At 39.6% G+C, this 17,269-nt stretch carries 16 protein-coding genes; 9 read left to right on the top strand and 7 right to left on the bottom strand.

What is annotated here, in order from left to right; translation table 11 throughout:
- The first annotated feature begins 57 nt into the window (after positions 1-57).
- A complete protein-coding gene (acnB, locus tag AAEU29_RS13795) occupies positions 58-2,655 on the top strand; it encodes a bifunctional aconitate hydratase 2/2-methylisocitrate dehydratase (protein ID WP_421973881.1) in 2,598 nt (865 codons plus the stop codon).
- Positions 2,656-2,827: 172 nt separating this feature from the next.
- Complete coding sequence (locus AAEU29_RS13790; RefSeq protein ID WP_421973880.1) at positions 2,828-3,442, top strand: paraquat-inducible protein A; 615 nt, start codon at positions 2,828-2,830, stop codon at positions 3,440-3,442.
- Here AAEU29_RS13790 and AAEU29_RS13785 read toward each other — a convergent pair.
- A complete protein-coding gene (locus AAEU29_RS13785; RefSeq protein WP_421973879.1) occupies positions 3,439-4,035 on the bottom strand; it encodes an FMN-binding negative transcriptional regulator in 597 nt (198 codons plus the stop codon). The two genes, AAEU29_RS13790 and AAEU29_RS13785, sit on opposite strands and share 4 nt — an antisense overlap.
- Before the next feature lies 1 nt (position 4,036).
- Positions 4,037-4,618, bottom strand: coding sequence for a GNAT family N-acetyltransferase (locus AAEU29_RS13780; protein WP_421973878.1), 582 nt, complete (start codon positions 4,616-4,618; stop codon positions 4,037-4,039).
- A 105-nt stretch (positions 4,619-4,723) separates the two neighbouring features.
- Here AAEU29_RS13780 and pdxR point away from each other — a divergent pair, with 105 nt between their 5' ends.
- Positions 4,724-6,187, top strand: a complete 1,464-nt coding sequence (pdxR, locus tag AAEU29_RS13775; protein WP_421973877.1) for a MocR-like pyridoxine biosynthesis transcription factor PdxR — start codon at positions 4,724-4,726, stop codon at positions 6,185-6,187.
- Here pdxR and AAEU29_RS13770 read toward each other — a convergent pair.
- Positions 6,161-6,559, bottom strand: coding sequence for a hypothetical protein (locus AAEU29_RS13770; RefSeq protein WP_274760951.1), 399 nt, complete (start codon positions 6,557-6,559; stop codon positions 6,161-6,163). The two genes, pdxR and AAEU29_RS13770, sit on opposite strands and share 27 nt — an antisense overlap.
- Positions 6,560-6,630: 71 nt before the next feature.
- Here AAEU29_RS13770 and AAEU29_RS13765 point away from each other — a divergent pair, with 71 nt between their 5' ends.
- Entirely contained in the window at positions 6,631-7,668 is a 1,038-nt protein-coding gene (locus AAEU29_RS13765) for an FAD-dependent oxidoreductase (protein ID WP_421973876.1), read from the top strand.
- Here the strand turns inward: AAEU29_RS13765 and AAEU29_RS13760 are convergent.
- Positions 7,648-8,394, bottom strand: coding sequence for a helix-turn-helix domain-containing protein (locus AAEU29_RS13760; RefSeq protein WP_421973875.1), 747 nt, complete (start codon positions 8,392-8,394; stop codon positions 7,648-7,650). The two genes, AAEU29_RS13765 and AAEU29_RS13760, sit on opposite strands and share 21 nt — an antisense overlap.
- Complete coding sequence (locus AAEU29_RS13755) at positions 8,391-9,746, bottom strand: MBL fold metallo-hydrolase RNA specificity domain-containing protein (RefSeq protein ID WP_421973874.1); 1,356 nt, start codon at positions 9,744-9,746, stop codon at positions 8,391-8,393. The genes AAEU29_RS13760 and AAEU29_RS13755 overlap by 4 nt, the downstream gene beginning before the upstream one ends.
- Positions 9,747-9,911: 165 nt before the next feature.
- Here AAEU29_RS13755 and AAEU29_RS13750 point away from each other — a divergent pair, with 165 nt between their 5' ends.
- Positions 9,912-10,151: a hypothetical protein gene (locus tag AAEU29_RS13750; RefSeq protein WP_274760955.1), complete on the top strand. Its 240-nt coding sequence runs from the start codon at positions 9,912-9,914 to the stop codon at positions 10,149-10,151.
- Between the two features lie 423 nt (positions 10,152-10,574).
- Positions 10,575-13,439 (top strand): TonB-dependent receptor plug domain-containing protein, encoded by a 2,865-nt coding sequence (locus AAEU29_RS13745; protein ID WP_421973873.1) that lies wholly within the window; start codon positions 10,575-10,577, stop codon positions 13,437-13,439.
- 67 nt (positions 13,440-13,506) lie between these two features.
- Here AAEU29_RS13745 and AAEU29_RS13740 read toward each other — a convergent pair whose 3' ends face one another.
- Positions 13,507-14,151, bottom strand: a complete 645-nt coding sequence (locus tag AAEU29_RS13740; protein WP_372767295.1) for a DUF2959 domain-containing protein — start codon at positions 14,149-14,151, stop codon at positions 13,507-13,509.
- 103 nt (positions 14,152-14,254) lie between these two features.
- Between AAEU29_RS13740 and AAEU29_RS13735 the strand changes: the two genes are divergently transcribed.
- Both AAEU29_RS13735 and dtd read left to right on the top strand, forming a co-directional pair.
- The gene (locus tag AAEU29_RS13735) at positions 14,255-15,121 is read left to right on the top strand and encodes a virulence factor BrkB family protein (RefSeq protein WP_421974104.1); all 867 of its coding nucleotides are present in this window, start codon (positions 14,255-14,257) and stop codon (positions 15,119-15,121) included.
- Position 15,122: 1 nt separating this feature from the next.
- Positions 15,123-15,560, top strand: a complete 438-nt coding sequence (dtd, locus tag AAEU29_RS13730) for a D-aminoacyl-tRNA deacylase (protein ID WP_274760959.1) — start codon at positions 15,123-15,125, stop codon at positions 15,558-15,560.
- Here dtd and AAEU29_RS13725 read toward each other — a convergent pair.
- Positions 15,549-16,214 (bottom strand): polyamine aminopropyltransferase, encoded by a 666-nt coding sequence (locus AAEU29_RS13725; protein ID WP_274760960.1) that lies wholly within the window; start codon positions 16,212-16,214, stop codon positions 15,549-15,551. The genes dtd and AAEU29_RS13725 overlap by 12 nt on opposite strands.
- A 126-nt stretch (positions 16,215-16,340) precedes the next feature.
- Between AAEU29_RS13725 and AAEU29_RS13720 the strand changes: the two genes are divergently transcribed.
- Positions 16,341-17,240: a bifunctional GNAT family N-acetyltransferase/hotdog fold thioesterase gene (locus tag AAEU29_RS13720; RefSeq protein WP_274760961.1), complete on the top strand. Its 900-nt coding sequence runs from the start codon at positions 16,341-16,343 to the stop codon at positions 17,238-17,240.
- Positions 17,241-17,269 lie beyond the last annotated feature (29 nt).

Here is a 17,269-nt window from a genome sequence, read left to right as displayed (position 1 = left end):
TACTCTCACAGATGCTACAGTTAATCAGGTATTACACGTCACCAAGAGGGCCTTATTGTGCTTCAAGAATATCGTAAACATGTCGAGGAGCGTGCGGCACAAGGTATCGTACCTAAGCCATTAGACGCGCAACAAACTGCAGATCTAATTGAATTAATTAAAAATCCACCTGCAGGCGAAGAAGAATTTATTTTAGACCTATTAGTAAACCGTGTACCACCAGGTGTTGATGACGCGGCATACGTAAAAGCGGGTTTCTTAGCAGCTGTTGCTAAAGGTGAAGCAAGCTCGCCATTAGTGTCAAAAGAATACGCAGCAGAATTACTTGGCACTATGCTAGGTGGTTACAACATCGCACCTATGATTGAGCTACTTGACGACGAAGCGCTAGCGCCGATTGTTGCTAAGGGTTTATCACACACATTACTGATGTTTGATGCGTTCTACGATGTAGAAGAAAAAGCGAAAGCGGGTAATAAATACGCACAACAAGTAATTGAATCTTGGGCGAATGCTGAGTGGTTCACTGAAAAGCCAGCCGTTGCTGAAAAAGTCTCTGTTACTGTATTTAAAGTAACTGGCGAAACCAACACTGACGATTTATCTCCAGCGCCAGACGCATGGTCACGTCCAGATATCCCACTACACGCCCTAGCAATGCTTAAAAACGAGCGTGAGGGTATTTACCCTGAAAAAGCTGGTGAAATTGGTCCAATTTCGCAACTTGAAGAATTAAAAGCTAAAGGCTTACCACTTGCGTACGTAGGTGACGTTGTAGGTACGGGTTCTTCTCGTAAATCAGCGACTAACTCTGTGCTTTGGTTTATGGGTGATGACATTCCATTTGTGCCTAACAAGCGTGTTGGTGGGGTATGTTTAGGTGGTAAAATTGCACCCATTTTCTTCAATACCATGGAAGATTCTGGCGCGTTACCAATTGAACTGCCAGTTGACGAATTAAACATGGGTGATCAAGTTGATATTTACCCATACGAAGGTGTTGTTAAGCGTCATGGTACTGATGAAGTAATTTCTACGTTTGAGCTTAAATCTGACGTGATCCTTGATGAAGTACAAGCGGGAGGTCGTATTCCTCTGATCATTGGTCGTGGTTTAACTGACAAAGCTCGTACATCACTTGGTTTAGCGCAAGAAACAATTTTCCGTAAGCCAGCAGCTCCTGCTGATTCAGGTAAAGGTTTTACCCTTGCACAGAAAATGGTTGGTAAAGCGTGTGGCGTAGCAGGTGTTCGCCCTGGCCAATACTGTGAGCCGAAAATGACTACGGTTGGTTCGCAAGATACCACAGGCCCTATGACGCGTGACGAGCTAAAAGACTTAGCGTGTTTAGGTTTCTCTGCTGATTTAACCATGCAGTCATTCTGTCACACTTCAGCGTATCCTAAGCCAATTGACGTTAACACTCACCACACACTTCCTGATTTCATCATGAACCGTGGCGGTGTTTCACTACGTCCAGGTGACGGTGTTATCCACTCATGGTTAAACCGTATGTTACTGCCTGATACGGTAGGTACAGGCGGTGACTCGCATACACGTTTCCCACTGGGTATTTCTTTCCCTGCGGGTTCAGGTGCAGTAGCGTTTGCTGCAGCAACAGGTGTTATGCCATTAGATATGCCTGAGTCAATTCTTGTTCGTTTCAAAGGCGATATGCAGCCAGGTATCACATTACGTGACCTAGTACACGCAATCCCTTACTACGCAATTAAGCAAGGTTTATTAACTGTTGAGAAGAAAGGCAAGATCAACGAATTCTCTGGCCGTGTGCTAGAAATCGAAGGTGTTGAGCACTTAACAGTTGAGCAAGCGTTTGAACTTTCTGACGCATCAGCGGAGCGTTCAGCTGCAGGTTGTACAGTTAAGCTGTCACAAGCATCAATCGAAGAGTACTTAAACTCTAACATCGTAATGCTTAAGTGGATGATCTCTGAAGGTTACGGTGATGTACGCACTATTGAGCGTCGTATCACTAAGATGCAAGAGTGGTTAGCTAACCCTGAATTAATGACTGCAGATGCTGATGCTGAATATGCACACATCATTGAAATTGATTTAGCAGACATTAAAGAACCAATTCTATGTGCGCCAAACGATCCAGATGACGCGCGATTACTTTCTGACGTACAAGGTGAAGAAATCAACGAAGTATTCATTGGTTCTTGTATGACAAACATCGGCCACTTCCGTGCAGCTGGTAAGTTACTTGATAACTTCAAAGGTCAGCTTCCAACACGTATGTGGATTGCACCACCAACGAAAATGGACCGCGACCAGTTAACTGACGAAGGTTACTATGGTATTTACGGCCGTGTAGGTGCGCGTATTGAAACGCCAGGATGTTCACTGTGTATGGGTAACCAAGCACGTGTTGCTGATAAAGCAACGGTTGTTTCTACTTCTACACGTAACTTCCCTAACCGTTTAGGTACAGGTGCAAACGTATTCTTAGCATCAGCTGAACTTGCTGCAGTTGCTGCAATCATTGGTAAATTACCAACGCCAGCTGAGTATCAAGAGTACGCAGAGAAGATTAACGCAACGGCTGCTGATACGTACCGTTACTTAAACTTCCACAAAATGCCTCAGTACACTAAAAAGGCTGACACTGTAATTGTTCAGCAAGCAGTATAGTGCCTCGCTGTGTAATTGCATGTGATGGAAAAAAAAGCCGATGCTATTTAGCATCGGCTTTTTTATGATGAATGTTCTAAATCACCTCTAATTTTCACTTAAAATCACATCATTATTGTTTGTAAATGTTGTGATGCGTTAAAGTCGGGAAAATTAATTTTTAAGAAGCATTATGAAAACAAAAATTAGCGCTGTTATTTTATTACTCGTGAGCATTGCCTTGCTGATCCCTGGGGTAACTCAGCCTGTGTTAACACTGCAAGGGAATATTGATAAAGCTAAAATAGTGGATGTGGGTATTAACATGCTTGCCGAAGAAGGCGATGGCAATACACGCGGCATGTTACGTATGTTCTCGGGTATGCTTGGCCTTGATAAGTTAGAAGGCGAAGTCGAAGCCTATCGCAAAACCCGTAGTATTGTTGGTACCATTGAGGAACTTGCCAATAACCAAAACCATGTGGTGGCGGTATTAGTTGGTTTATTTGCGGTGATCATTCCATTTTTAAAACTATTGATGCAGTTACTCAGTGTGTTATTGCCCGCTAAAATTAAGCTCACTCGTTTGCTTAATACCGCTGCTTCTAAGCTTAGTAAGTGGAGTATGACAGACGTATTTGTGATTGCGCTAATTGTTTCTTATTTGGCTGGTAATGCCGATGGGCAAATGGGGAACATGTTAAAAATGAAAGCCGAGCTAGGCATCGGCTTTTGGTTTTTTACTGCTTATTGTGTTGTTGCAATTGCTTCATCCCAGTTTGTAGAGCGCATTCATAAAGCCCGCTAGTAAATTAATTCGGCAGAGTCTTTATCGCCACGAGCATAAAGGCTCTGTTTTATTTCATCTCGAGTTTCGCTTGCCTTATCTTGACTCAGTTTGAAGTTACCAAGGATTTCAGTAATTTCCACTCTAAACACCATTATGTACTTTAAAGACTGAGACAGCTCATTCTCACCTACTTGAGAAAGTTGCCACTGCGTTGCCAGTTTATCTTCAAATTGTGCAACGGAATAAGCCATTATCTCGCGCTTTTGTGAGGGATCAGAAATAGGTTGTGCTGTGCCTTTTACCTCTAATTTGGCGTAATGCCATGTAGGTAAATAAACCTTTTCGGCATCATTCGGAGAGACATAACAGTCAGCGCCATTAAAAAGGCATTTTATGTTTAAAGGCTGCTTAGCAAGTAACTTAGCAAGCGGGTTGTTTGCGGCCATATGCCCCAATAAGTGCTGCTTTTTTTCATCCAGCACTAATGGAATATGGCAAAGCTCAATATCGCCTTGCGCGTTTTGATAAATCAAACTTGCCAACGGTGACTTCTCAATGTGTGCTAACAGTCGAGAGTGGTCGTTTTCAATATATTTATTGGGTGGGTACATATTATAACTTTGCCTCTAACAACTGTTTTACATTTGGCCAAATAGTGTGGGTTACACTAAATACCGCGCTATTACGATAGCTACCGTCAATCAGCTTCCTATCTTGCCATGCGATGCCTTCAAATTGTGCGCCCAATCTTTCGATGGCGTTTCGTGACTTTTGATTATGTTCATGGGTGCGAAGTTCTACTCGGGCTGCACCAAGTTGTTTAAATGCGTAGCTCAACAGCAGATATTTTGTATGTGTATTGATATGGCAACGTTGAAATTCAGGAGTAATAAATGTATGGCCAATTTCAAGTTTATCGTGATTAAAATCAAGGGCAAATAAGCGTGTGCTGCCAACCAGTTGATTACTTTCTTTATCAATAATCACTAACGGCAATTGCTTATCAGCTTGGTACTGTGCTGTTTCATTAAACCAATGCTCAAGCGTATCTTTATCTTTGCAGTAATTGCTAAGTACATATTGCCAAATTACCGGGTTTTTCCCTGCTTGTAATAAATCATCTAAATGGTGGTGTTGCAGCTTTTGCAAAATGACTTTGTTAGTTTCAAATTGTGTTTGTGTTAATTGTTGCATGGTGACCTCATTCCAAATTATTCATGCTTAATGAGGTGTATTAAAAAAGAATTCTGGTATAACGTTAACAACCAGTTTTTATTATTTATATAGACCAGAAATTAAATGCGCTTACTTACCATTTCATTTAACCCACATGAAAAAAAATACCTCGCCATTGCTGCGAGTATTCGAGAGGCCATTTTATCCGGTCAGTTAAAACCACAAGACCGATTGCCGGCAAGCAGGGATTTAGCAAATCAGCTCAATGTGAATCGTCATACTATTATGGCGGCTTGCGATGAGTTAGTGGCGCAGGGGTATTTAGAAAGTTTACCGCGTATCGGTTACCAAGTAGTTTCGGTCTTACCGGTAGAAGGCTGTGACCTAAATGAATCGACCGAAACTCAGCAGTTTAATTTAGCTCACTTATTTAAATCGCCAAAAACAAGTCTCTCTACTTCTGATTTCAACGTACGCTTTAATTTTGCTGGTGGATTACCAGATATAACGCAATTTTCAATGAAGGTATTTAAAAGCCATTTAAATACCGCGTTAAAACAGTTAGACCTTGGAAGCTTACATTACCAAGGTACGTTGGGTAACGCCAAATTACGCGAACAAATAAAAAAATACCTAATAAGAGCACGTGGGCTTTCATCTGGCGAAATATTAATAACCAATGGGTCGCAAGAGGCACTGTTTATTGTTGCGCAAGCGGTGTTGCAGGGCGGTGATAATGTGGCGGTTGAGCAACTTAGTTATCCACCGGCATGCGCTGCGCTTAGCTCAAATGGTGCAAACTTGATCACCATTGAACAAGATGAGTTTGGTATTAAACCTGACAACTTAAAGCGTGTATTAGCACAAAGCAAAATAAAGCTATTGTATTTAACGCCGTTACATCAGTACCCAACAACAGTGACCTTATCGCCACAGCGTCGTAGCCAAATATACCAATTGGCTCAGCTGCATGATTTTTTAATTTTAGAAGATGATTATGATCATGAGTTTCATTATCGCTGTTCACCTTTAGTGCCCATGGCGGCAAATGACCCTGATGGGCGAGTAATTTATATTTCAACGTTTTCAAAAATTATGTTTGCAGGCGCGCGATTGGGCTATGTTTCGGCGCATCCTCAAGTGATTGAATATCTCGCTAATAGTAAAAAAATTATTAACCACAAAACTGAATGTGTATTACAGCAAGCGGTAGCCAATTGGATGAGCGAGGGGGATTTTGAAAGGCATCTTCGTAAAATGACGCAGCTGTATTTAGCTAGAAGAGATCACCTTGTGCAATTGTTAGCAGAATACAAACAAGCAGGTTTTCCAATCAACTATGCTATTCCAGATGGTGGAATGGCAATTTGGTTAGGTTGTAAGCGAGACTTAACTGGCTTTACGGCATTGGCACAAAGCCAAGGTATTTTCGTTCAATGTCAGCAAGATTTTAATGATGATTATATCGACTTTGATCATCAAGGATATCAGTACGTAAGATTGGGGTTTGCCAGTATGAATGATGAAATGCGCCGTGAAGCACTTAGCGCATTAATGGCTTTACTCTTCCCCGCGATTACTCGCTAGCCATGCAAGGGCTTGTTCTCTTGTATTAAAACATTTGTGCGTTAAATTAGCCGCAGGATAGACGTTATCGCATACTTGTTTGGTCATTGATTTGGTTTCACACCTTGCTAGATTAATGGCAACTGCTTTGGCGCTCGATGCTTTTAAAAATTCGATGTGATAATTTTGCGCGTCTGGCGTTGGCAATGCTTCACCATAAATATTTAACAACACATCGAAATCTGTAATCTGTTGATTTCTGACCATAACAATTAATTGTGCATGTAAATGCTCAAAAAATTCCATATTCCATGGTCCAGTGCTGTTTATTTCAAGGGTTTTGTTATGCCAATTTAGGCTAACGTCGCCGTGCATTTTAAATTTATCAAACATATAGCGTTTAAATTCAATTTTTAATTGCTTTGTCCCTTTATTCTAGCTGAGAGTTTTTAGTTGGAGTAGGTATGAAACAAGCAATTATTGTTGGGGCAGGTCACGCAGGTTTAGCAACCGCTTATTTGTTAAAGCAAAAAGGCTACCATGAAGTGATTATTTTAGAGGCATCAAGTGAAGTAGGCAGTGCATGGCGTAAACGTTATGAAGGATTAGCCTTATTTACTTCTAAGCGTTACAGCCAGTTACCGGGTTTGAAAATGACTGGAAATGCAAATGAGTATCCAACAAAGCAAGAATTTATCGACTATCTAAAGCAATATGCAGATAATTTTCAGTTTGATATAAGTTTTTGCCGCAAAGTGATTGATGCGCGAAAGGATACCAATGGCTTTACACTAAGCTGTGAAAATGGTGAAACCTATCAAAGTAAAATGCTATTTATATGTACCGGTGCATTTCAAATACCCGATAATTTGCATTTAAATAACAATGCTTTTTACCAAAACAGAGTGTTTACACCCGAATCGGTAGGAAACCGGCATTTAACATGTAAAAGCGAAAATTGGCTAGTTATTGGCGATGGTGCCAGTGGTCGACAGCTTGCCAAAATGCTCGCTGAAAATAATCGGGTATTCTTATCTTCGGGAAAGCAGCGTTCTTTTTTGCCACAGCGATTATTTGGTAAAGATGTTTTCTTTTGGTTAGATAAATTTGGCATTACCCGATTAGATAAACGCCATTGGCTGGCAAAAAGAATACAAAAAAGCGATCCCTTTCCAGCAGATGGTATTCGTAATAATCAATTAATAAAAGCGGGCGTGATGTTTTGCAAACGTTTTGATTTGAATAAGTTAAAGTCTGAAAAGCCTGTAATACTTGCTGGGCAATCGATAGATAGAGTGTTAATCGCCACAGGCTACAAAAATGACTTTTCTTGGCTTAACAATTTAACAACTGAGAAAGTGGGTGAGCAAAGCATATTAAAAACGGTTTCTAAAATATCCGGTTTATATATTTTGTCGCAACCTTGGCTTAGCTCACGAGGCTCTGGGTTAATTATGGGTATTGAGCATGATTTTAATTTATTAGACTTGCTCGAATGTTAGCCGGCCTTTTAGTAACTTTGGTTTTATGCCAAACAGTGTTTTACATTCTCGGCTCAGATGTGCAGAATCGCTAAAGCCAACCTCATAGGCAGCTGTTGTTAAGTCATAGCCGCCTGCTAGCAATGGCATTAAACGTTGAAATCGTAAGTATCGCAAATAGCTTTTAAAGGGCATACCTAAGTGCTCACTCAGTAAATGCGATAAACGACTTGGCGATAAGTTGACCAAATTTGCTAAAAATTTAAGGCTAACATCAGCGTTATTGTGATTTAAGTGTGCTAGCACTTTATCAATGCGGGCATCTGGGATGGTGCTAGCTTGAGTATGTTCGCATAAAAGACTATTTAATAATTCCCCAAGCGCATAATCAAAGTGACCTGTGTGCTCCATAAAATATTGCCAAAGATGCTGGGACTTTACATTTTCAAAGCAAATGTATGCATTGTTAGTATCATTTTGACAGCTAATTAGATGGGTTAGCTTTTTGCCTAACACGCTAAAGTTATCAACCAAGATTGTGATTACCGGAGCCTCACTTTTTAGTGCATGATGAGCATTAGCCGCAATGACTAAACAACTCGCATTTATAAATGTTTGCTCAACGGTAACGATAGCCTTCGGCGAGAGTAAGTTTATTTGAATAAATTGATGGCGATGAACGTCAGCCATCAATTTATCATTAAACGCGATGTAGATACCTTGATGTACTAAAAATTGGGTTTTCAAAGTTCAACTTGTTCTAAATATTCAGCTACTTTGGCATCAATACCTAGCTGTTCTTTAATGTGGCACCGCATCGCTTCACATGCGCTGACCTCACCGTGATTAATATAAATTTGCTTTGGTAAAGACTCACTTTGCTGAAGCCAATTTAGAATATCTTGATAGTCGCCATGTGCTGAGAGCGAATCTAGATGCAAAACATTTGCCCGTACCTCGACATATTCACCATGTATTTTGATTCTTTCTGCACCATTAATTAAGGCTTCACCTCGCGTGCCTGCTGCCTGGAAACCTAAGAATGCTACTGTGTGTTTATCATCTGGTAATAAGCTTTTTAAGTGATGGAGTACACGACCACCGCTCGCCATACCGCTGGCTGAAACAATAATACAAGGTAAGTGGCGACTATTGAGTAACTCTGACTCTTCTTGTGTTTTTACAAACTCAGTCATGTCATCAATAGCTTGGCATTGCTCTTTTGTTAATTTGTGATGTTTATGTGCTTTCTCGTAAAGGTCGGTTACTTTAATTGCCATCGGGCTATTGAGGTAAACAGGCACATTAGGAATACGTTGTTCTTTTTTGAGCTCAGCTATTAAATGCAAAATCAATTGTGCGCGACCTACTGCAAAAGAGGGCATTAAAAATATACCGCCGCGTTTAAAAGTGTCATTTATGGCATCGGCAAGGATTTGCTTGGTGTCGATAACAGCATGTCGTCTGTCACCATAGGTTGCTTCAACAACCAATAAATCACACGGGGCAATAGCTTCAGGCGGATACATGATAGGGTCATCTTGTCTGCCTACATCACCACTGAATATCAGGGTCTTATTCTTTGCTCTTAGCTCAATACTCGAAGCGCCTAAAATGTGGCCGTTTGCTTTTAAAGTGATCTCAACATTGGGTAATACTTCCGTTAAATGATGAAAGTCTAATGGAACAAAAAGTGACAATGACTTTTTAGCATCATTTAATGTATAAAGTGGCTCTGCAGGAGAGTGTTTAGAAAATTTCTTTTTATTAGCGTATTTGGCGTCTTCTTCTTGTAAAAAACCGGCATCGGGTAATAACACTTCGCATAGTTTTAATGTTTCATATGAACAAAAAATAGGACCTCTAAACCCTTGTTTATACAGAAGTGGGATGTAGCCAGAGTGATCTATGTGGGCATGAGTCAATAACACGGCATCTAATTGTGCTATATCAAATGGAAGAGATTGCCAATTGCGGGTTCGGTAATTTTTAATGCCTTGATATAAGCCGCAATCAATCAAGATTTTGAGATTATCAATTTCGAGCAGGTGTTTTGAACCTGTCACTGTACTTGCTGCCCCGATAAATGTTAATTTCATGGCAAGCTCCATATTTAGTGTAATTAGCTCTATTTTAGTCAATCTTACTAATAATGAATTACTCGTAAGTTGTCATTTAAAGCTAACACACTGAAAGTTATATTAAAATATATTTGGCATAGAGTTTGATTTAAGTTAAGTAAATTGGAAATTTGAGAGGTTTATATGGCAGAACAAGGATCAGCAGGCAATGTAATTGCCGCTATTTGTAATGTGTTTTTTCCAGGTCTAGGCCAACTTGTGCAAGGCCGAATCGGCGCAGCATTAGTTTTTGCAATTGTAGTATTTGGCGGTTATGCACTGTGGTTTTTGGTGGTTCCAGCAATTATTGGTGGTATTTTCCATTTATGGTCAATAATCGATGCAGCAAAGTTTAGAAAAGTGGTTATTTACCGAGAATATTAACCAAAAGTTAATTATTTCATTTATCGCAAGATTGGCGTCCGTTAATCTTGCATTTCACTCCTCCTACCAATTATTTCTATCTAAAATGATTGAAAATTGCCCTTTGAAGTATGAAATAAGCGATTAGTCACTGATATTTATTGCTTAAATTGTAAATAACTGTAAATGGAATTTTTTAACTGTAAATTTAGATTTACTGTTGTAACGCTATAACCTATTGTTTTTAATTGTTTATTTTTTTTGTTTTTATCCTGCATTTAATTTAGTTTGTTTTTTATAAAAATGTTGTTTGTCGATAACGGCTCACCTTTTGTAATTTTTGTGTTAAAACAATGGTGTTCAAATTACATTTTGAAATAATTTGAAATACATTTGTGTAATTTGTAACGCATAACATTTAGAAAACTTCAGGGAAATCTCATTTTGAAAAACTTAAGCTTATTAGCGCTTGGTATAAAAGGCGCGTTATTTGCTGGTGCAGTGACTAGTTTTGCTGCAACAGCTGCTGAAGAAGCAAATCAAGGCGAAGAAGTAGAACGTATTACCGTTACTGGTTCTAAAATCAAGCGTATTGGTGAACTTTCAGCTACTCCTGTTACAGTAATCACTGGTGATACACTAACTGATGCTGGTATTACAAACGTTGCAGACTTACTTCAAGATTTACCATCGGCGACGACAGGTCTTTCTCCAGAAACAACAAATAATACTATTTTCGCAAGCGGTCTTAACAATACAGACCTTCGTGGTTTAGGTCCTAACCGTACTCTTGTTCTTGTTAACGGTCGTCGTTTCGTTTCAGGTTCACCTACATCAAGTGCTGTGGACTTAAACAACATTCCAACAGCAATGATTGAGCGTATCGAAGTAACAACTGGTGGTGCATCTGCTGTTTATGGTTCTGATGCTATTGCTGGTGTTGTAAACATTGTAACTAAGCAATCATTTGATGGTATTGAGTTTGACGCATCTACACGTCAACCTTCTCAAGAAGGTGGTGAATCAAGTTATGCATCATTAACATTTGGTGGTGAAGCAGACAAAATTAGTTTTATCACTAATATTTCATACACTAAAGATGAGCAGTTACGTGGTGACCAACGTGATTTCATCAAAAATGGTGTTATTGCTATTGACCACCCAGATAACGTAAATGACGAAGATGGCATCCCTCGTCGTATTATCTATGATCAAGAAGGTTCAACTTCATTACGTTTCTACAGCAAGACTGGTGATTTCTTTGCTCCAGATGGTCACTTCATTTTTGCTGATGATGGTTCTATCCGTCCATTTGTTGAAGGTGAGCGTTTACCAGCGAGTTCAACACCTGGTAGCCGAAACACTAACTACTACACTGGTGACGGTGACGGTTATAACTTCTTAGAGCATAAGTATGTTCGTACGCCGCTTGAGCGTATTAATGTGAACACGCAAGTAAATATGGAACTTGCTGACGATCACAATATGACATTTGAAATGCTTTATTCAAATACGTCTGCTTTTGGTGAAAGCTCACCAGCATTCTTCTACCTACCAGGAATGAGAGCTGATAACGCATTCTTCAGTGACGAAACTAAACAGTTCTTTGCTGATCGTGGTATGTCTTCATATGGTTCTTATTACCTAGCAGATATGTTTGGCCACCGTAAGTATGACCAAAAACGTCAAACTGTTCGTGGTGCATTAGGCTTTGACGGTATGATTACTGATAACTGGAGCTACGATGCGTATGCTCAAATCGGTTACGTACAGCAAGACACAACTTGGTTTGGTGAGTTACTTGTAGATAACTTCTTCAACGCACTTGATGCAGTAGAATTTAATGGTCAAATCGTGTGTGCTGACCGTAATGATGCTGGTGAAGTTGTTGGTGGTTTGTCTGGTTGTGCACCATTAAATATTTGGGGTAAAGGCTTAGCATCTCAAGAAGCTCTTGATTATGTAGGTACTGATGCAACTCGTCGTGCAAGCATCAAGCAAACAGTTGTTGGTGGTACTGTTAGCGGTGATTTATTTGAATTACCAGCAGGTCCTCTAGCATCAGCATTCACTCTTGAATATCGTGAAGAACGTGCTGAGACACTACCAGATCCAGCGATGCGTAAAGGTCTAATCTTTAACAACCAATCAGATGCACTATTCGGTGAGTTTGATGTTAAAGAAGCGGCTGCAGAATTCTCAATTCCAGTATTATCTGACATGCCGTTTGTTCAAGATTTATATGTTGAACTAGCATACCGTTACATGGATTACTCATCTACAGGTACTGATGACGCGTGGAAAGTAAGTCTTAACTATGTAATGAACGATGATTTACGTTTCCGTTTGAACCGCTCTAAGTCAGTTCGTGCACCAAACATCGATGAGTTATACAGTCCTCCAGGCCAAACTTACGCGAGCTTCAATGATCCTTGTGAACAAGGCCAAATTGACAATGCTGGTGAATACAAAGCAAACATTGAGCGTAACTGTCGTGCAGCTGGTATCCCAGTTGGTTGGGCGCCTTCTGATCTTTGGAAGCAAACAACTCACCCAGGTTACGTTGTAGGTAATGATGACTTAACAAACGAAACAGCATATGACATTACATATGGTTTCATTTATACGCCAGCATACCTTGAAGGCTTCAGTGTAACGTTAGATTACTGGAAGTTTGAGCTAGAAGACATGATTACACGTCCTAGCGCTGCTAACATTGTTCGTGGTTGTTATGAACTAGATTCACTAGATAACCCTTACTGTAATCTTGTTGAGCGTGATCCTACATCACTTGAGATCACTGCGTTCTATCAGTCTCCAGTAAATGCTGCAACAAGTACTATTTCAGGTACTGATATTGAGCTTAACTACGGCTTTGAATCTGGTTTTGGTGATTTCGATTTCCGTTTAATCACAACTTACCTAGAAGAGCGTGAGCAAAACACAACAGGTAAAGAAGAAGATAGCCGTCAATATCAAGGTGAAGTACACCGTCCTCGTTGGAAAGGTCGTTTCACTCTTAACTATGGCTACGAAGATTTATCAGTTGCAGCAACGTCTACATACAGACATGCAACAGTTGCTGACCGTGATTGGATCCCTGAAGATAACAATTATAACGATATCCCTTCTTACATTAAGTGGGACTTAACAGCACGTTATAATATCACTAATGATCTTCAAGTTCGTGGTGGTATCTTAAATGTGTTCGACAGAACACCACCTCGTCATCCTTCATACTATGATGACGGTGAGTTCTTCGATCTAGATGGTCGTACTTACACAGTAGGTGTGAACTACAAGTTCTAATCTCTGGAAATAATAAAAATGCCGCTTTAAAGCGGCATTTTTTTATTTAAAAAATAAGAAAACTCTTCTACTTATTCATCTGCGCAATAAACTGATTTGAATCTGCAATCGATTTATTCATTTCACTCATTAAGGTTTGAATATCGCGCTTTAAGCTTGAAAACTCACCTTTTATTGCGGCTATAGCTTGTGCATTTAGGTTGTGTTTGAGGTATAAAACGTTGTCGTTTAATGCGGTTAATACTGGCTCCATTTTACTCTCAGAGCGGCGCATTGAACGTAATAACTGTTCAAACTGGCGTTTAGTTGCAGAAAGTTTCTTTTGGCTGTCGCGTTTTAGCTTGGCGTTTGAATATTGCTCTAATTCTTCTTCCCACTCATCAAACAGCGCTTCAGCTACGTCTTCCACGGCATTGATTTTACTTGAAACATCTTCAGCCGATTTTTTACTCGCTAAATAATCATCATTCAGTTGGTCGTAAACTTTTTGCAGCTCGCCACCGTCAAAATTAATTAATGTAGTTAAGCGCTCATAGGCAGATTGGAATTCTTCTTGCGATTCCTGTTGCGACTCTTTTGCTTCTTCTACTCGGTCAATCAGAATATCTCGTTTATGAACACCCACGCTTTCCATTGCCGAATAATAGGCTGTTTGACAGCCTGAAAGGGTTAATAAGCTTGTGGTTGCGACAGCTAACAGTAATTTTTTCATAGTGTGTGCAATTCTCTTTATGCTTTTCATTATCTTGTTATTATATGGCAATAATTTTTTATTAGTAGCGCTTAATATGCAGAAGAAAATCGATTATTCACAGATGTTTCAGCACTTAGGTAACGGAGTGAGCTACATTGCCTTTTGGTTTAAAGGGTATGGAAAACGTTGTTTAGATGATCAAATTACCGTAAATGCAGGCTATTTGGCCTATGTTACATTGTTATCATTGGTGCCTATGTTGGCTGTGGTATTTGCTATTTTCTCTGCGTTTCCTGTGTTTCAAGAGTTTCGAGCGATGATTGAAAATTTTATTTTCAATAATTTTGTTCCTACCTCTTCTGAAACAATTAAAGAACATATCGGTGCGTTTACCGGTAATGCCAACAAAATGACAGCGATGGGTATTGGTTTTTTAATTGTGGTTGCACTCTTTTTGATACGCAATGTTGATGCCACGCTAAATCGTATTTGGCGTACGCAAAAAAAGCGCCCTGTGGTTATTTCGTTTGCTATTTACTGGATGGTGTTAACGTTAGGGCCGGTTTTATTAGGTGCTAGCCTAGGTGTTACATCATATATCGTAGGCCTTGCTGCCTATGCTGATGAAGGTATTCCGGGATTTAGTGGTTTTTTACTGGGGTTATTGCCCTATGTAATTTCAACCGCAGGTTTTATGTTGATTTATACCTTGGTACCAAATACCCGTGTGCCAATTAAAGCATCACTGCCAGGTGCAATGTTTGCCGCATTACTATTTGAACTTAGCAAAAAAGGCTTTGCTGCATATGTGAGTAACTTCCCATCATATGAAGTAATTTATGGTGCCCTGGCAACAATTCCAATTCTATTTGTATGGGTATATTTATCTTGGATTGTGGTGTTGTTAGGAGCAGAGTTTACAGTGTCGTTGCAGCAAACGTTTGGGAATAGAAATAAACCACTAGTTGTTGAAAAAGAGGAAAAGTAGTATGCAAGGGTTAATTCAACGGGTGAGTGAAGCCAAAGTAGTCGTTGAAGGTGAAGTCGTCGGTGAAATTAAACAGGGAATTTTATTATTGCTTGGTGTAGAGAAAGGGGATGACCAGCAAAAAGCGGATAAGCTTTTGCATAAAGTGTCAGGTTACCGCATCTTTTCTGACAGTGAAGGTAAAATGAATTTAAGTTTAAAAGACATTGGCTGCGATTTGCTTGTTGTATCGCAATTTACTCTCGCTGCAGATACCAAAAAAGGCATGCGCCCGAGTTTTTCATCCGCCGCAGTACCAGCGCTAGGTGAAGAGCTTTATGAGTACTTTGTTAAGCAGGCTAGAGCAAGTTTAGCTAAGGTGCAAACTGGGCAATTTGGTGCTGATATGAAAGTGCATTTAGTAAATGATGGACCAGTGACATTTCGCTTAGAAGTGTAAATGGACTATTTTATTGTTGTAGTCTTTAATTGGGTAGACAGTTGCATCTACTTCAAACACCTCTTTTAATACTTCTTCCAGTAGCTTTATTTGTTGCGTATTTTCGCAAATAAAATTGATAAACAAATGGCGCTCTTTATTTGATATAAAGAGCTCTTTTATTTTTAAATAAAAATCTTGGTGAAAAAGAAAGATAGGGCAATCTTGTTGGCTGAATAAGTCGAGTACGAGCCATTCGAACTTTTCCGTTAAATCGAGTGAAGTAATATCTGAGTTTACTATTTTAGGGTTAGTTTCTTTGGTAAAAAATTGTTGATATAGCTCGATAATTTCAGGGCTCTTTTCAATGGTAATTACCTCACAGAGAGGATATTTAACCTGCAAATAGTTACGAATAACACCACCACCAAGCCCTACTTCTAATACTTTATTTGGCTTATCTAGTTGTTGCCATAAATTTGCAAGTTGTTGTAAATGGGGCAACAAAAAGCTTTCAGGGTGATCTAAATTACATATAGATTGTAAGGTGTTGTTTATTAATAACCAGCGAAGGTTATTGAGTTGCCTTATGGTGCATGTGCCAATAGCTGTTTTCTGTAAACAAACTAGGTTTCCTAATTCATTTGAATGGTTTACAAATTCGGTATTTATCAAGGTAAGCTCTTGTAATGTCTATGCACTAACAAGCTTAGATTAATACCAAAGTGTTTACCATGGAATGATTTTATATTCTCCGGTTTTAGGTTAATCTGTTGCCAATTAAAATAATAAGGAGTCGCCATGTTACAAGTAACGACACCCCAGAGCAGTCAAGATTGGCAGGATTATTATCAACTTAGATGGCAAGTATTACGTGCACCTTGGCAGCAGCCGAGAGGCTCTGAGCAAGATGAATTTGAGCAAGAAGCTGAACATCGTTTTATTAAAAATGAGCAAGGACAAGTTCTCGGCGTAGCGCGTTTGCATTGGAATACAGGTGAGCAAGCACAAGTGCGCTATATGGCGGTCAATAAAGATCATCGTGGGCATCACCTCGGCAGTCGTTTATTACATGAACTAGAAAAAATTGCATGGCAGCAAGGTGCCAAAGAGCTACTTCTGTTTGCCAGAGACCGCGCTGTTGATTTTTACAAACGGCATGGTTATGTGGTGATTGAAAAAGCACATTTAATGTATGGTGATATTCAGCACTGGAAAATGGTTAAAGTATGTCCTTCATGCCCTGGTTGGTTTCGCCGTCCAGAATGGACCAAAGTGTTGCAAAATACGTGGCGTGAAGATATTCCAATCAGTGATGCTATGGGCATTAAGGTTGAGAGTTATACCGATTGGCAGTTTACAACTACAGCTGAATTTAGTGCTAACCAAAACCTTCACGGTACAATGTTTGCGGGCTCAATTTATAGCTTGGCAACCTTAACGGGTTGGGGCGCTACATACCTTCATTTAAAAGAAATTGGTGTAGATGCAGCAATTGTGCTTTCAGATGCAAGTATTAAGTATTTGAAGCCGTTAAAGCAAGATCCACGCGGTAATGTTGATTTACAAAAATGCAGTGGTGATTTAACGTCTCTTGAGCAAGGTGAAAAGGCTATTTATAAAGTACCAGTTAGTATCTTTGATGGTGAGCAGCTTGTGGCAGAATTTGTTGGTGAATACACCCTGCTACCAAAGAAGTAGAAATAAGGTGATATAAGCAATAATGCTTA

The organism is Pseudoalteromonas aquimarina (genome assembly GCF_049257255.1).
In the GTDB taxonomy this organism is placed as follows: Bacteria; Pseudomonadota; Gammaproteobacteria; order Enterobacterales; family Alteromonadaceae; genus Pseudoalteromonas.
Note: the sequence above shows the minus strand (reverse complement) of the source record. Positions and strands in the feature narration are given on the sequence as shown.